We start from the raw sequence: 16,380 nt of genomic DNA on the forward strand, positions 1-16,380 counted from the left end.
TTTTACTGAAGCTGGGGTTTGCCGGGAACGAGCTTGGCCTGATGTGCCTTCACGGCCTCCTGGATCTGTGCGAGCACCTCGGGGTGGTCCTTGGCGAGATCACGCTTTTCAGAAGGATCGAGCCCCAGGTGGAACAGCAGGGGCGGCACATGCGCATCCGCCTTGGCCTGGCCGTAGCCGGTCTGGGTGCTGAAGTGCGCCTTCCATTCACCGATTCGGCAGGCGAAGAGCTGGTCGCCGCGATAGTAGAAGAACGGGCGCTGCGGCAGCGCCTTGGATTCATACAGCAGCGGGGAGATGTCCATGCCATCCACGGGCACGTCGGGTGTCTTCGCACCCGCGAGCGTGAGCGCGGTGGAAAAGAGGTCCATGGTGCTCGCCAGCTCATGCGTGACGCCCGGCTTGATGCGGCCTGGCTGCCAGGCAATGCCCGGCACACGCATGCCGCCCTCCCAGGTGCTGCCCTTGCCGTCCTTCAGCGGTCCGGCGCTGCCGCCCTGGCTGCCCATGATGAGCCAGGGGCCGTTGTCGCTGGTGAAGAACACCAGGGTGTTTTCCGCCAGCCCTGTCTCGCGCAGCGTGGCCATGATCTGCCCCACGCTCCAGTCCAGCTCCTCCACGGCATCGCCGTAAATGCCGCCGCGGCTTTTGCCTTTGAACGCCGGGGAGGCAAACAGCGGCACATGAGGAAAGGAGTGGGCAAAGTAGAGGAAGAACGGCTTGTCCTTCTTCTCCTTGATGAACTTCACCGCCTCCTCGGTGTAGCGTTTGGTCAGCGTGGTCTGCACCGCCGGCTGCTCGATGACCTTGCCATCGCGGCTCAGCGCCACGTTCCAGCCGTCCTCCGGTGGGGTGGGCGAGCCGGTGGAGCCCTTGGGCAGGCCGGGCCGGGCATCCATGTCATTTGAATACGGCAGCCCATACTGATGCTCAAAGCCCTGGTCCATCGGACGCGAGCCCTCATGAATGCCGAGGTGCCATTTGCCGATCTGCGTGGTGGCGTAGCCCTTCTCCCTGAGCGCATCGGCTATGGTCACTTCCTCCCTGGGCAAGCCGCCTTCTGAATTGGGAAACAGCACGCGCCTGCTGCCGCACATGCCGCTGCGGATGGGGTAGCGCCCCGTGAGCAGCGCCGCGCGGCTGGGCGTGCAGACCTCCGCGGCCACATAGAAGTCCGTGAAGCGCAGCCCCTCCGCCGCCATGCGGTCGAGATTGGGCGTACGGATCGTGGGCGAGCCGTAGCAGCCCAGGTCACCGTAGCCGAGATCGTCGGCGAAGATGATGACCACATTGGTCGGCGGTGCTGCGGCGCGGAGGGCGGGACTGAGAGACAAAAGACCAAGAGCAAGGCCGAGGAGGGCGGATTTCATGGCTGGGTGTAAATGGTGTCGTGCAATTGCCGCAGGTGCTTGATGAGGTCGGGCTGCTGGTCGGCAAAGTTGGTCTTCTCTCCGGGGTCGGTGGTGGGATTGCTGAGGAAGACGGGCGTGCGCTCCTTGCCGGTGTCGCGCGCGTTGATGATGAGCTTCCAGTCGCCTTCGCGCACGGCCCAGGAGTCGCCCATGGTCCAGTGCAGTGCATCATGCGGGCCGGGGGCGGCGGCAGATTTCAGCACAGGCACGATGCTGCGGCCATCGAGCTTCACCTGGGGCGTTTTCACGCCGCACAGCTCGGCCAGCGTGGGCATCCAGTCGGCAGCGTGCACCATCTGCCCGCGCGTTTCACCCTGCGGCAGTTTTCCCGGCCAGGAGATCATGGCAGGCAGGCGGATGCCGCCCTCAAACAGGCTGAACTTTGCACCGCGGTACGGCCCCGCGCTGCCACCGCCAAAGTGCGCGCGCTCCTCGGTGGAGTGGCCGTTGTCGCTCTGAAACACGATGATGGTGTGCTCGCGCAGGCCGAGCTCGTCCACCTTGGCTGTGAGCTGGCCGATGCGGTCGTCCAGGCTGGCGACAAAGGCGGCGTAGAGACGGCGCGGCAGGGGCAGGTCCTTGAAATGCTCCAGCCATTTCGCCTCTCCTTGATAAGGGTAGTGCGGCATGTTGATGGCGAAGTAGATGAAGAAGGGATCCGCACGGTGCTTTTCCATGAAGCCGGACGCTTCTTTCACCATGAGATCGGGAAAGTAATGGCCGTCTTCAAAGACCTCCACGCCATTGCGGTGCAGGTCATGCACATTGGGGCCGCTCCAGTAGAAGAAGTGCGAGTAGTTGTCGATGCAGCCGCCCATGTGGCCAAAGCTGTGGTCAAAGCCCTGCGCATTGGGAAACATCTGCTCATTGTAGCCGAGGTGCCATTTGCCGATGTGCGCCGTGGCGTAGCCCGCGCTTTTAAACATCTCCGCCATCGTCACCTCCGAGGGCGGCAGGCCGCCTTTCTGCCCGTGCTGGGAGCCGGCATTTCCAGGCAGGCCCGCGCGCACCGGGTAGCGGCCCGTGAGCAGGCAGGCCCGCGAGGCGGAGCAGACCGGAGCGCCCGAATAAAACTGCGTGAAGCGCAGCCCGCGCCGCGCCAGCGCATCCATGTGCGGTGTGTGCAGGTCCTTCGAGCCATAGCAGCCCAGATCCACGCTGCCGAGATCATCCGCCATGATGACGATGACATTGGGCGGTGCGGCAAAGGAGGAGCGCACAGCAAGGCACAAGGCCAGCAGGACAAGCAGGCGTTGCATGGCCGGTTACTTGGCGGCCTTGGCCTTTTTGGCCGCGCCTTTTTTGTTGGGGGTGAACTTGCGCGCCCCGCGCTTGTCCATCGGCAGCAGCGCGCCGCCGCGTGCGTTCATCTCGGCATCGCACAGCGCGCGCATCTGCAGCAGGGCGGCGGCATGCGCGGGGTCGGTGGCGAAGTTTTTCAGCTCATCGCGGTCAGACTCCAGATCGTGCAGAAACTCATAGGCGGGCTGCTGATCGAAATAACGTGCATACACGTAGCGCTGGCCGCGGACGCCCTCCCAGGTGAGCGTGGGTGCCAGGTCCAGGTGCTCGCAGAAGAAGTGATCGCGCCAGGGTTTGTCGCCGCCCTTCCCTTCGATGAGTGTGGAGAAGCTGCGGCCCTCGTAGGCGTCAGGGCGCTTCACACCGGCCCAGTCGAGAAAGGTGGCGGGCAGGTCCACATTGAGCACCAGCTCGTCCAGCACGCGGCCGCGCTGCTCCTTCGGCACACGCGGGTCATAGACGATCATCGGCACGCGGAGGGACTCCTCGTAGTGCGACCACTTGCCCTGAAAGCCGCGGTCTCCCAGGTAGTAGCCGTTGTCCCCGGAATAAACGACGATGGTATTTTCTGCCAGCCCGGCCTCCTTCAGCGCGGCAAGCACGCGCGCGATGGCTTTGTCGATGCCGCTGATCATGCGGTAGTAGGCGCGCAGATTGGTCTCGAACTTTTCCGGTGTGTCGTAGCCCCAGTACCAGCGCTCGCGGTTGATGGAGTCCTTGAGGAACTGCGGCTGCGACTCAAAGATGGCGGGGTCTCCCAGGCGCGGCGGCGGGATGGAGCGGTCTTCATACATGCCGTCCGTGGACTGCGGCCATGGGTAAAGGCCGATGCCCGGGCGGTGGTCGCTGTCCTCGGCATGCGCGGCGTTGAACCACAGGTTCAGCGCGAAGGGTTTGTCTTTGGGCTGGGATTTGATGAACTCGATCCCTTTGTCGCACACGATGTCGGTCTCGTGCCGTTTGCTGCCGTCCGGCATGGTCTTGAAGTAGGGATTGCGGCCGATGGCCTCGTACTCGTCATACTGATCCTGCGGCTTGAAGCCCTGCGGGGAGATCATGTGCCATTTGCCAAAGTGGCCGGTGCGGTAGCCCGCCACGCGCAGCAGCACGGGGTACATCGTGGTCAGCGCCTCCGGCTTCACGGTGGGGATGGCATCCCGCTGTGCATGCGTGCGCGCCCACTGCCCCGTGAGCACCACGGCGCGGCTGACCCAGCACACCGGGGTGGTCACGTGAGCATTGCGGAAACGCACGCCCTGCGCGGCCAGGGAGTCCACCGTCGGCGTCTGCACGATGGGGTGGCCGGCGCAGCTCTGCGTGTCGTAGCGCTGGTCGTCGGCAAAGAGGAAGAGGATGTTGGGGCGCGAAGGCGTGTCTGCGGCGGAGGCGGCCAGACAGAGAGAAAGCAGGACGAAAACGGATTTCATGAACCTCTGCGAACGGAGCCCGCACGGCCAATCTTCCGCCTGAGATCAGGGAATGCGCTGGTCTAAAGAGAGGCCGTAGCTCTTCTCCCACCAGGCCACGCGCTCGGCATCCGTGGGCTCCGGCTTTTTCAGGCGGGTCTTCCACACGCGCTCGTATTCCAGGCGCTTGTCTTTCTGGATCTGGTCGAGCGGGGGCTCCGTGGGCGGATCTCCCTGAGCACCATGGTCCGGGCTGGTGTTGATCCAGGCGTCCATGGCGCTGCGCATGGCGGCCAGATGGTCCGCCACCTTGGGATCTTTGGCGATGTTGTGCAGCGACTGCGGATCGGCCTTGAGATCGTAGTACTCCAGTGCCTCACGCCGGGGCGCGAGCCATGAAGCCTGCAGCTCATTGAGTCTTCCCTGCTTGTTGAGCACACGCAGCAGCGGCATGCCGGGGTAGCTGTACTCCTTGTAGCCGGACCAGTTCAGGTGCGAACGCGAGGGCTGGAAATTGCGCACAAACAGCGCGTCCGGCTCGATCACCGCACGGATGCGGTCCATCGCATCGCCGCAGCGGTCGCGCGCGGCGAAGAGCCTGTCGCGCTCGGGGAATTCCTTGCCGAGGATGGCCTTCCCCTCCATCCACGGAGGAATGGGCAGACCCACAAGCTGGAGCATGGAGGGGGCAAGGTCGATGAGGCTCACCAGCCGCTTCTCCACCCCACCCGCAGTCACTCCCGGCCCGCGCATGATCAGCGGCACCTGCAGCCCCTCCACATCCAGCCACTGCTTCCCCCACGGCATGGGCCGCCCGTGATCGGCAAAGAACATGACGATGGTCTCATCCAGCACGCCCTCCTTCTTGAGCTGATCGAGGATGTCGCCGACGCGACGGTCCACCATCTCCACGCTGCGCTCGTACGCATACCAGTCGCGGCGCACCAGCGGGTGATCGGGATAATTGGGCGGGATCTGGATGGCCTTCAGCTTTGCCTCGTCGTACTGCTCAGGAATGGGAAAGGGGCGGTGTGGCTCGGTGATCTGAAACTGCGCGAAAAACGGCTGTCCGGGGGTGCGCTTCCGCCAGTCCTGGCCCTCGTACATTTTGGCCGGGTCGTGGGCAAAATTGTAGTGCGTCTTCGCCTTGGTCACCGGGCGTCCGTTGCGCACGGTGCCGGGCGCGGGAGCATTCGTCACAAACCAGCCCGCCTCTCGCAGCGTGTCCGGCAGGTGCTTGTAGGGCGGCGGCAGCGGCTGGGGATTCTCCGTGTCATGCGGGTGCAGCCCCGTCGTCGTTTGATAGCACCCCAGGATGAAAGCTGAGCGCGAGGCGCTGCACACCGGAGCGCTGGCGTAGGCCCGTGCATAGCGCCGCCCCTCAGCGGCCAGCTTGTCGAGATTGGGCGTGCTCACCTCCTTCAGCCCATAGGCACCGATATCGGGAGACATGTCATCCGCGATGATCCAGACAAAATTCGGCTTCACGGCGGCAGCCGTGTGGAGAGTCAGAAGGGCGAGGCTGATGAGGACAGACTTCATGCTCAAAAGGGAACGTGGAGCCTGAAGATTTGTGTCAGTGAGTTGCGCTCAGCGTTCAGCGATCCATTTCTGCGCCTTCAGCCAGTAAACCAGATCGCCAAACCACGGGTGCTGCGTGCCGATCAGGCCCGTGCCGTGGTCGCCATGCTGGTAGAGGTGCAGCTCATGAGGCACGCCGTTTTGATGCAGCGCGGCGGCATAGAGCTGCGCATGCTCCACGGGCACCAGCTTGTCCTCCGCCGTGTGCCACAGAAAGCACGGCGGCAGGCCGGGGCGCACCTGCAGCTCGCTGGAGGTCTGGCGCACCAGTGCATCGCCCGGCTTGTCACCGATCAGCATCTTGCGCGAGGTCGCGTGCGGCTTGGTGATCATGCTGATCACGGGATAGCACAGGATCGCCAGATCCGGCCTCGGGCTCACTGCGGGAGTGCGCCCCTCGATCTCGCCGTCCTCAGGCCGGTTGATCAGCGTGGATGTCAGATGCCCTCCAGCGGAGAAACCCATCACACCGATGCGCCTGGCATCGATCTTCCACCTGTCAGCATTGCCCCGGATCTGCCGCATGGCCTCCACGGCATCCTGCAGTTGCGCGGGGTAGCGGTAGCCCGCGCTGCCCAGCCGGTAGCGCAGCACAAAGGCGGTGATGCCCTGCTCATTCAGCCACAGCGCAAACGGTTCCGCCTGGCCCTCATAGATGCCCGAGTAGCTGCCGCCCGGGATGAGCAGCATTGCGGCGCCGCTGCCCTTTGCAGGCACATAGGGCGTCAGCGTCGGGATGTCCTTGTTGGCTGTGCCCAATGCCCCTGGCGCTCCATTCGGCCACAGCACCAGGGGCTTCTCCGCCGCGTGCAAGGCGGCGAAATGGATGACAAAGACAAGGGAGAGAACGAACTTCATGAAGGATGAATGAACGCAGCCGGCGGGCATCGTTTTGCCCGCTTAACTTTGTTCTCGTTCCGTCTCTTGATGGCCCCGGGGGACGGCGGTCATGGGTTGACAAACTCCTCGCGCGAAAGCCGGCCATCCTGATTCTTGTCGAAGTTCTTGAAGCGCTGCCCTGCGGTTTCCTTGTTGGAGAGGCCATCGCTGTATTCTTCGAGCGTGAGGATGCCGTCGGCGTTCTTGTCCCACTTTTTGAAGGCGGCGGCACGGTCCGGCGCGGGCCTGGCGGGAGTTGCGGCCGGCTTTTTGCGCGCCGCTGGCGGCGTGGGCGGTGTCTGCACCGGCAGTGTTTTTTGCCAGGCGCGGATGGCGGCGGTCATGGCCGAGACGCGTTCCGGCTCGGCTGTGGCGAGGTTGTTTTCCTGCGCGCGGTCCCGGCTCAGATCATAAAGCTCGGTGCGGCTGCCGTCATGGCTCATGACCAGCGTGTGGGATCCCTCGCGCATGGCGAGCTGCGGCCAGTCGGCCTCGTGCGCATTCGGGCCGCGCCACTCCCAGAAGAGCGGCTGCGGACGCGCGAAGGCTGCGCCTTTGAAGGCGGCCAGCACATTCAGCCCGTCGCTCTGGTAACCGTCCGGAGCGGCGACGCCCGTGGCGGCGAGCAGCGTGGGCAGCATGTCCACCCCTGCGATGACGCTGGTCTTGTCCACACGCCCGGGCGGCACCTGGCCGGGCCAGCGCACGAGGAAAGGCACATTCACGCCGCCCATGTACAGGCTGCGTTTGCGGCCGCGCAGGCCACCCGTGGTGCCGACGCTGTGGTAGAGTTTGTCCTTCGCGCCTGGTTGCGAATTCTCCGGGCCGTTGTCACTGGAAAAAATGACGATCGTGTTTTCGGCAAGCTTCAGCTCGTCCAGCAGCGCCATCACGCGGCCCACCTGCGCATCGGCCCGGGTGACAGCGGAGTAATAAGTGCGCTGCGGCTCGGCGGTGTCGGGATACGGCGCCTTTTGCTCCTCCGTGGCCGCGACGAGATGGTGCGTCTCATGCAGCCAGAAGTTGATGTAGAAGGGCTTCTTTGCCTCGCTCGACTGCCGAACAAAACGCAGCACATGCTCCGCTGCGGCGATGGTTTGAAATGATGCGCCGGATTTGTCATGCGCATCTCCGGCCTGGCGCTCGACGCTGGTGCCTTCAAACACGCTGCGTCCGGGGCCGGTCCAGACAGCGGCGTCATCGTAGCCATAGGCGGCGGGCAGCGGCGCGCCGATGTCCTTGTCGCCACCGGAGAGATGCCACTTTCCGTAGTGCGCTGTGGCGTAGCCAGCTTCTTTCATGAGGCGCGGCAGTAGCGTGACCTTCGGGTCCAACCAGTCCGGCATGCCGCGGGCGACATTTTCGGCATGACCGGCGAAATGCTGATGCACGAGAAACCGCGCCGGATAGCGCCCCGTGACGATGGCGGTGCGGCTGGGGGAGCACACCGGATTGCACACAACGAACTGCTGGAAGTCGGTGCCCTCTTTCGCCAGACGGTCCAGATTCGGCGTCTTCAAATGCGGATGCCCGTGGCAGGCCAGATCGCCCCAGCCCCAGTCGTCAGCGTAGATGAAGAGGATGTTCGGGCGAGGTTCGGCCGCGAATGACCCGCTCAGCAAGACGAAGGATGAAAAGAGGATGAGGAAGGGCTTCATGCCACGAGAACGATCATGAAGAGATGATCTCGCGTGTGTTTCAGTGCCGCGCCGCTTTCTGCTGGCATTTGATGGCATTGTGACGGACAGCAACAGCATGTCAGACGCCCCCCATCCTTTCGCTGCGCTCGGAATTCCAACGGAGATGCTCCGTGCCTTGGAAGAACTGGGCATCAACACGCCCACGGAGGTGCAGCAGAAGGCCATTCCTTTCCTGATGGAAAACGGCGGTGATCTCATCGCTCAGGCGCAGACCGGCACTGGCAAGACGGCCGCCTTTGGCCTGCCGCTGATCACGAAGGTGAATCCCAAGCACCGCGACATCCAGGGCCTCGTACTGGCCCCCACGCGCGAGCTGGCCAAGCAGATCGGCAAGCAGCTCTTCCGCTTCACCAAATACTCCGCGCAGAAGACCTTCGTCGAAGTCGTCAGCGGCGGCGACAAGATCGACCGCCAGGCCGAGGCGCTGCAACGGCCCACGCATATTGTCGTTGCCACGCCGGGGCGCTTGATCGATCTTCTGGAGCGGGATGCGCTGACGCTGGAGTTTGTGCGCTACGTTGTGCTGGATGAGGCGGATGAAATGCTGAGCATGGGCTTCAAAAAGCAGCTCACGGAAATCCTGAAGCTCGCCGCCATGCGCCGCAGCACCTGGCTTTTCTCCGCCACCTTTCCGGGAGGCATCCAGGAGCTGATCAAAGGCAGCATGTCCGCTAACGCGCATCGCATCCAGATCGATCAGGCGAACGTGGTCAATCCCGACATCGACCACCGCTACGTCGTCTGCAATCGCGACAAAAAGACCGCCTTCATCTTCGACTTCCTCCAGCGCCAGAAGGATCGCCGCGGCATCATCTTCTGCCGCACCAAGGCCGGTGCCATGGAGCTGTATCAAGAACTCGAGGATTTGGGCCTTCCCGTGGCTCCCTTGCAGGGAGATCTCATGCAGAAGGAGCGGGACAAAGTCATGCGCGCCTTCAAAAAAGAGCGCGTCCAGTTTGTGGTGGCCACCGATGTGGCCGCGCGCGGCATCGATGTGGCGGACCTTTCCTTTGTCATCCACCACCAGCTTCCCGAGCAGCTCGAATACTACACCCACCGCAGCGGCCGTACCGCCCGTGCCGGGAAGAAGGGAATGTCCCTCGTGCTGGTGGATCCGAAAGAGAAATGGCAGCTCAAGCAGGTGGAGGATGGCCTGAAGGTGAGGTTCAGCGAGTACAGGCGCTGAATCACTGCGGCAGCTCGATATTGCACACACCCTGCGTTCCCGGATGAAAAAGGTTGTTCGAGAAATGCAGGCCGCGTGGGCTGTTGGTGCCGCCGGGGATGACGACGGCGTATTTGTAACGTGGTTTGCCGGAGCAATGGATGAAGTTGCCGGAGATGATCACGTCGGTGAGGGGCGGGTCGTCAGGCTGCTGGCCGTCGTCAAATTTGATCGGGGAGCGTTCATCGCCCCAGATCCAGTGCGCGTCGCCATAGCCAAAGTCAGAGATGATGTTGTTGGAGATGATGGAACCGCCGTCTGAGTTCTCCGGCTTGTCGGCGGTGGCGGGATGTGCGGCGGCACCGGGCATGAGGCCGATGGCCCAGAGCGAGTTCCGCACAAACTGGTTGCCGGTGATCAGCACATTGCGGGAGCCGTGCATGGCCTTCATGCCGATGAAGGCATTGGTGATGATGTTCTGTGAAACGATGACGTGATCCGAGTGGATATCCAAGCCCTGACCGGCATTCTCAATGTGGTTGCCAATGACGCGCGTAAGATCACTGATCTCCGGCGCGGTGACGATGATGCCTGAACCCTGCTGCCATGCATCGGTGTAGTTCGCATCCCACATCTGCTGATTGATGATGGCGCCTTTTTCAGCGTTCTTTTTCACGAAGTCACCGAGCTTGAACTTCGTCTTCACCTCGGGGGTGGGAACGAAGTTGTCCTCGATCACCCGATTGCCTTCGATCAGCGTGCCTGTGCTGTAGCTCACGCTGATGCCGGTGCCGTCGGTGCAGTTAAAGGCATAACCCAGTTCCTTGTTGCCGGTGCGGTCGTCGATGCTCACGCGCATGTAGTTGCGCACCACGCAGCGGGAGATGCGCGTGTCCTTGCTCTCGCGCACGGTGATCGCACCCGCCGGGCTGCGGTTGTCGATGACACGCACGTTTTCGACAACGAGATCGCGGCATTTGATGGCGATGATGCCTTCATTGCGGCTTTCCATCTTTCCCTCGGGACGTGTGAGCGTCAGGTCACGCACCTCCGCGCCATTGGCGTTTTCGATCTCGATGATCGGCTGATCTGCACTCTGCTGAATGATGCGACCTGGGCCGAACAAGCCGCTGCGGTCGCCGCGGATGCGGATCTTCTCGGTGATCGGGTAATCTCCCGCCGGGACAAACACCATGCGGTTCGGATTCGCCTTCAGCGCCTCCTGGATGGATTTGTAGTTCGCGACGGAGAGGTCGGCGGCAGAGCTTGTCGCAGGCGTGCAGGCCAGGAGTGCGATGGTGAAGGCAGAATTTCGGATGGCAGAAAAAATCATGTCTCATCGAAACGACACTCAAGGTCCGGCCTATCGCCCAAGAGAGACTCAGAGTGACAAGCGTGGACGTATCAGGTAAAACGCAGGCCATGAAATCCAAAAAGAAGCCGCGCGCCAAAGGCAGCCCTCTCGTTGCGCCGGTGCTGCAGCGTCATTTCAAAACGCGGTCCTTGCATGATCTCGTCACCTGCAGCCGCCTGTTCCCATTGACGGCACGCGCCGATTTGCAGACCGCCCTGGAAGCGGTGATGAAGAGCCGCTCCAGCGCCATCGCACAGATGGGCGTCCATCAGCGCTATTCACACGAAAAGCTGTCCTTCGCCACGCTGGCACAGCTCGACGGAGACGCACCGACCATCGGCCCGCTCCAGCATGAAGAGATCGATACCGGTGGACCCGTGCCTGTGCGCTGCCTGACGCAATGCCTCTGGCTTTGTGAGCACTCCCGGCAGCGCTTTGCCCTTCTGCTCAGCCCCGCCACCTCGTACGGGCGCAACAGCGGACTGCACATCGAGATCGCGCAGCTGGGCGGGACGGGTGACGCCACGCTCGGTCAGCAGTTGATTCAGGAGATCGAAAAACACCTCGCGCTCGCCCAGTCCTATCGTGGCAAGGTCATCTCTTTGGAGCAACTGGACGATTATTCGGGAAAATCCGGCGGTGTGAAGGTGCACAAGCTGCGCTCGGTGAGTCGCGAACAGGTCATTCTGCCGGACCGGACGCTCCGCCTGCTGGAGCGCAATGTGACCGACTTCATTCAGCAGCGTGACCGGCTGAAGGATCTGAACATGAGCCTGAAAAAAGGGCTGCTGTTTTACGGACCGCCGGGAACTGGCAAGACGCACACCATTCATTATCTCGCCTCCCAGCTGCCAGATCATACCACGCTGCTGATCACCGCCCAGGAGGTGGGCCTGCTGACGGAGTACATGCAGCTCGCACGTTTTCTGCAGCCCGCCATGGTCGTGCTGGAGGATGTGGACCTCATCGCACGATCCCGGACCAAAATGCGCGGAGGGTGCGAGGAAAGCCTGCTCAACAAGCTCCTCAACGAAATGGACGGCCTGCGTGAAGACGCCATGCTGCTCTTTATCCTCACCACCAACCGGCCACAAGACCTCGAAGAGGCGCTGGCCTCACGACCCGGTCGCGTGGATCAGGCGATCGAGTTTCCACTGCCGGATGAGGATGGCAGGCGCAAGCTGATCCGGCTGTATGCCGGCAAACTGAAACTCAGTGACCGGCTGGTGACCACGCTCGTGCGGAAAACCAAAAACAGCAGCGCCGCTTTCATCAAGGAACTCATGCGGCGCTCCGCGCAGTTTCTCACGCAGGCCGGCGGCTCAGGCGAGCTTTCACAGCAGCATGTCGAAGAGGCCCTGGATGAGATGCTCTTTGCAGGCGGCAGCCTGAACGTGAAGCTGCTGGGTGGCGCGAGCAGTTGAGGACTTGTTTTCTCACTTCACCGGGATCGGCTTTGTCTGCAAATGCATGGGCGTGTCCTTGATACTGGTGCCCACTAGTCCGGCGAAGATGGCTTTATCGCCTACGGTGGCGGGTATGTCGAAGGTGACTTCGATGACGCCGGTGCCGCTGGCTTTGACTTCTTTGCGTTCGATGCGGGCGTTGTTGCCGCCTTTGAGGGTCACCTGCACGGGCTTTTCGCCGAGATCGGCGGGAAAGTTGTGATGCAGCTTCACTGTGGCTTTCTGGCCAGCTGTGAGAGTTTCGGGCACTTCGAGGGAGATGAGCGCGGCGGGTTTTTCAGCTTCGGAAGCTTTTTTCGCGGCACGATTGGCCTCGGCACGCTCTTTTTTGGTGAGCTGTTTGCCTTCGAGCTGCTGCATGAGCTTTTCGCGAACAGCGACGTCGGAGCGATGGCGGAAGACTTCGAGGAGCGGGTCCTTCGTTTTCACCATCCAGTCCTCCATCGCTTTCTCCAAAGTGGCGACTTGCGTGGCGTTTTCAGGCTTGGCGATGAGATTGGTCAGCGCATCGGCGTCGTAGCGGACATCATAGGCTTCTTCGAGCACGCGATGATCAAAGAGATCGATGCGGGCGGCGATTTGCTCATTCGTCTTCGCCAGCACGCGCATCTGGCGGCAGGTGGAGGTGCCATTGGTGGCGCCGCTCATCACGCGGGTGCCGTTGGACCAGGGGCTGAAGATGTACACAAAATCCTTCGTCTGCACGGCACGCATGGGGGTGTTTTGACCACCGGCATTTTCGTTGTGCTCCTTGAAAACCATCGTGCGCTCCGGCTGCTTCTCTCCTTTGAGCACGGCGGCGAAGGATGTACCGTCGAAGCCGCCGGGTGAGGCGATTTTCAGCATGTCGAGGATCGTTGGCAGCAGATCGACGGTGGAGATCATGTGCTCGTCATCGACGCTGCCGGGTTTGGTGACGCCGGGCCAGCGGATCATGAGGGGCGTGCGTGTGCTGTGGTGGTAGAGCTGGGTTTTGGCAAAGGGCAGAGGCATGCCGTGGTCGGAGAGAAAGATGATGATGGTGTTCTCATCTTCACCGGAGGCTTTGAGGGCGGCGAGGATCGCCCCCACGCCATCGTCCGCACGGCGCACGCTGGAGTAGTAATGGGAGAGTTCTTTGCGCACGACGGGATCATCGGGCAGAAAGCCGGGGACCGGGACCTCCTCCGGGGTGAAGACACGGGAGGGCACGTTCTTGTCGGGAACCGTGTTGCCCTTGTTTCCTTCAGCGTAGAAGGGCTTGTGCGGATCAGCGATGTTCAGCATCAGGCAGAAGGGCTTTTCGGCTTTCTTCGCCGCCTCGATGCCGGTGGTGGCGGCCTTGCCCCAGGACTCAGGATTCTTTGCGTCATCACGCCCTTCCTCACCGATCACGATGTCCCATGGGAAGGGAGAGTAAGGTGTGGAGTGGCTGACCTTGTGGCGGATGCCGGTGAAATAACCGGCGTCCTTCATGAGGTCTCCGAGCACCGGATAGTCCTTCTCATTCTTGGTCATGGCGCGGAAACCTTCGACGCGGTTGTTGTGCGGGTATTTGCCCGACCACATCACATTGCGCGAAGGCATGCAGTTCCCGACGACGGTGTGAGCGTAATTGAAGCGCAGGCTCTGCGCCGCGAGCTTGTCCATGTTGGGTGTGGTGTCCTTCAGCTTGCTGCCGTAGACGCCGACGGAGTCGCAGCTCATGTCATCGGTGGTGATGATCAGAAGGTTCTGCGGCTTCGCCGCAAATGACGAATGCAACAAGGCGAATGACGAAAGGAGACAGAGCAGTACGCGGATCATAGTGCGCTGTGAACGTGGGCGGGCTGCGGACTTTTCAGCAATGTCGGCGGCCTGTGGTTACTTTGCGGCTTTCTTTTTCTTCTTTTCCTTGCGCGGCTCGGTGTCGCTCTTGCCCTGACGGGTGTTTGCGAGGTTTTCGGTCTCCAGACCCTTGTCGCCTTGTTGAGCGATCCAGGAGTCGAGCTGGGCTTGCAGCTTCGCTTTGGTCTCAGCGAAGGCGGGATCGGCGGCGAGGTTTTTTGTCTCTTCAGGATCGGATTGGAGATCGTAGAGTTCTTCGCCGGGGCGTTTGAAAAGCCACTGCACCCGGGCTGCGAGCTTGGCGTCGGTTTTTGCATCGGACTGCCATGACTCGATGGGCTCGCCCTGGTGGATGCCGCCGATGGTGTAGGTGTTCTGTGGCGCGAGATTGCGGATGAGCTTGTAGCGTGTGTCACGCACCATGCGCATGGGGTAGGCCTCGAGTGCGCCATTGGTGCCGAGGGTCGTGTGCTGAGCAAAGACATAGTCGCGGCAGTGATCGCTCTCACCTTTCAGCACGGGCAGGAAGCTACGTCCGTCAAAGCCGGTGCCGCCCTTGGCATCCGGGCAGCCGACATCGATTTTCGTGGGGTCGATGCTCGCGGCTTCAAGAAATGTGGGTGTGACATCGACATACTGCATCAGCGCGGTGCTGCTGCTGCCGGGTTTTACTCTACCCGGCCAGCGCAGGAGGGCGCTGGCGTGGATGCCGTTGTCATAAACGCTCCATTTGCCGCCGTAAGGGAAGCTGCTGCCTTGCTCGCTGACGAAGAGGATGAGTGTGTTGTCCACTTGCTGGGTTTCTTTGAGCATCGTCATGAGAGCGCCCACTTGTTCGTCGAGCTTGCTGATTTCGCCGTAGTAGGCGGCCAGCAGTTCGCGGGTCATTTTGTTGTCGTGCAGGTAGGGTGGTATGGTGAGCTTCGTTGGGTCGTACTTCGGTCCGCGGGTCCAGGGGCCATGTGGATCGTTTGAGGCAAAGACCATGAGCCACGGCTGTGCGGCATCGCGGGTCACAAATGATTTCGTGACGGTGAGATCGTCGGCTCCCTCGATGTGCTCATACGGAAAAGAAGGCTCCGGCCCGATGTGCTCCTTGTTTTGCAAGGCCACACGATAGCCCGCGCCCTTCAAGTAGGTGAACAGGCTCTTGGTGCCGTCATAGACGCGGGTGTGGTTCGGATACGCGCCGCTGCGGATGGGATACAGCCCGGTGTAAAGCGCATGCCGCGTGGGCGAGCAGCTAGTGGCCGGATTGAACATGCCACGCAGGTGCATCGACTCCCCACGCAGCTTGTCGAGGTTGGGAGTTTTGACTTCCGCATTGCCCTCATAGCCCAGATCACGCCAGCAGAGATCGTCGGCGATGATGATCATGAAGTTTGGCCGCTGCTCCGCCAAGAGAGACGAAGCAAGCAGCAGAAGGGACAGGAGGGTGGTGAGAAGTTTCATGGCAGCCGCCCCTTCAACGTGAGAAGAAGCCGCGACTTGCTGCCACTATCGCTTCGCTGGACCGATATCGAGGCCCGCCAGCCACGGAGCCGTGATCTGTGGCGGCATGCCGCCGAAAGGCTGGTAAGCAGGGAGCTGGATCACGCTCATGCTATGCGCCTGCGAGGCGATGAAGAACAGAGTGTCCGCGCAGTCCTCCGCGTGGATCATGGCGCCACGGTGCTCTGCGGTGGGCTTCACGGGGCGCTTTTCCACGAGGGGGGTGAGGGCCTCACCGGGGGCGTATTCGGAAAGGACGATGCCGTGGGCATTAAGCTGCATGCGTGCGGCAAACAGCATGCCGTGCACGGCCCACTTGCTGGCGGTGTAGGGCACGCCGGCATACGAGTCATAGCCATGCCCGGCGGTGGAGGAGACGACGACGATCTTGCCGCCTCCGCTTTCCGCCATGGGCTTGGACACGGCCTGGATCATGTTGACCACGCCCATCACGTTCACATCCATCACGCTGCGCCAGCTGGCCTCGCTGGCCAGTTTGGAGGGGTCGGCATGCGCCATGAAGCGGTCGGGGGTGTTGATGCCAGCGGTGTGGATCAGGGCGGCGATGGGTCCGTGTTTCAGCACCTGCTCGAGCGCGGAGGCCACGCTGGCGGAGTCTGCGACATCACACACGATGGAGATGATGTTGGGCGAGAGAGCCGCCGTGGCCTGCAGTGACTCCAGCGTGCGGCCGAAGATGAAAGTTTTAGCGCCGGCGTCGGCGAATCGCTTGGCCGCAGTTTGCCCCATGCCGCCGCCACCGCCGGTGACGATGACGATCTTGTCGTTCCATTGTTTGTCCATCCGGCGACCTTAAC

General features: G+C 62.1%; 12 protein-coding genes. 2 read left to right on the plus strand and 10 right to left on the minus strand.

What is annotated here, in order from left to right; all coding sequences use genetic code 11:
* Nucleotides 1-2 precede the first annotated feature (2 nt).
* The 6 genes from ACILSQ_RS03265 to ACILSQ_RS03290 all read right to left on the minus strand — a co-directional run bounded on the left by ACILSQ_RS03265 (nt 3) and on the right by ACILSQ_RS03290 (nt 8,238).
* A complete protein-coding gene (locus tag ACILSQ_RS03265) occupies nt 3-1,370 on the minus strand; it encodes a sulfatase (protein WP_395742150.1) in 1,368 nt (455 codons plus the stop codon).
* Nucleotides 1,367-2,671, minus strand: a complete 1,305-nt coding sequence (locus tag ACILSQ_RS03270) for a sulfatase-like hydrolase/transferase (protein WP_395742151.1) — start codon at nt 2,669-2,671, stop codon at nt 1,367-1,369. The genes ACILSQ_RS03265 and ACILSQ_RS03270 overlap by 4 nt, the downstream gene beginning before the upstream one ends.
* A gap of 6 nt (nt 2,672-2,677) precedes the next feature.
* A complete protein-coding gene (locus ACILSQ_RS03275) occupies nt 2,678-4,141 on the minus strand; it encodes a sulfatase (RefSeq protein ID WP_395742152.1) in 1,464 nt (487 codons plus the stop codon).
* Nucleotides 4,142-4,186: 45 nt separating this feature from the next.
* On the minus strand, nt 4,187-5,662 hold the full coding sequence (locus ACILSQ_RS03280) for a sulfatase (RefSeq protein WP_395742153.1): 1,476 nt from the start codon (nt 5,660-5,662) through the stop codon (nt 4,187-4,189).
* Between the two features lie 48 nt (nt 5,663-5,710).
* The gene (locus ACILSQ_RS03285) at nt 5,711-6,559 is read right to left on the minus strand and encodes an alpha/beta hydrolase (RefSeq protein WP_395742154.1); all 849 of its coding nucleotides are present in this window, start codon (nt 6,557-6,559) and stop codon (nt 5,711-5,713) included.
* Nucleotides 6,560-6,648: 89 nt separating this feature from the next.
* Entirely contained in the window at nt 6,649-8,238 is a 1,590-nt protein-coding gene (locus ACILSQ_RS03290) for a sulfatase-like hydrolase/transferase (RefSeq protein ID WP_395742155.1), read from the minus strand.
* A gap of 43 nt (nt 8,239-8,281) precedes the next feature.
* Between ACILSQ_RS03290 and ACILSQ_RS03295 the strand changes: the two genes are divergently transcribed.
* Nucleotides 8,282-9,466 (plus strand): DEAD/DEAH box helicase, encoded by a 1,185-nt coding sequence (locus tag ACILSQ_RS03295; protein WP_395742156.1) that lies wholly within the window; start codon nt 8,282-8,284, stop codon nt 9,464-9,466.
* 1 nt (nt 9,467) lies between these two features.
* Here ACILSQ_RS03295 and ACILSQ_RS03300 read toward each other — a convergent pair whose 3' ends face one another.
* Nucleotides 9,468-10,778 (minus strand): nitrous oxide reductase family maturation protein NosD, encoded by a 1,311-nt coding sequence (locus ACILSQ_RS03300; protein WP_395742157.1) that lies wholly within the window; start codon nt 10,776-10,778, stop codon nt 9,468-9,470.
* 89 nt (nt 10,779-10,867) lie between these two features.
* On the opposite strand from ACILSQ_RS03300, the gene ACILSQ_RS03305 reads away from it, so the two are divergent.
* Complete coding sequence (locus ACILSQ_RS03305) at nt 10,868-12,223, plus strand: AAA family ATPase (protein ID WP_395742158.1); 1,356 nt, start codon at nt 10,868-10,870, stop codon at nt 12,221-12,223.
* Between the two features lie 12 nt (nt 12,224-12,235).
* On the opposite strand, the gene ACILSQ_RS03310 is transcribed toward ACILSQ_RS03305, so the two are convergent.
* The 3 genes from ACILSQ_RS03310 to ACILSQ_RS03320 are packed head-to-tail and all read right to left on the minus strand — an operon-like array spanning nt 12,236 to nt 16,366.
* The gene (locus tag ACILSQ_RS03310) at nt 12,236-14,050 is read right to left on the minus strand and encodes a sulfatase (RefSeq protein WP_395742159.1); all 1,815 of its coding nucleotides are present in this window, start codon (nt 14,048-14,050) and stop codon (nt 12,236-12,238) included.
* Nucleotides 14,051-14,107: 57 nt separating this feature from the next.
* Complete coding sequence (locus ACILSQ_RS03315; RefSeq protein WP_395742160.1) at nt 14,108-15,523, minus strand: sulfatase; 1,416 nt, start codon at nt 15,521-15,523, stop codon at nt 14,108-14,110.
* 45 nt (nt 15,524-15,568) lie between these two features.
* Nucleotides 15,569-16,366: an SDR family oxidoreductase gene (locus tag ACILSQ_RS03320; protein ID WP_395742161.1), complete on the minus strand. Its 798-nt coding sequence runs from the start codon at nt 16,364-16,366 to the stop codon at nt 15,569-15,571.
* Nucleotides 16,367-16,380: the final 14 nt, after the last annotated feature.

Source organism: Prosthecobacter sp. (assembly GCF_044227185.1).
Classification (GTDB): domain Bacteria; phylum Verrucomicrobiota; class Verrucomicrobiia; order Verrucomicrobiales; family Verrucomicrobiaceae; genus Prosthecobacter.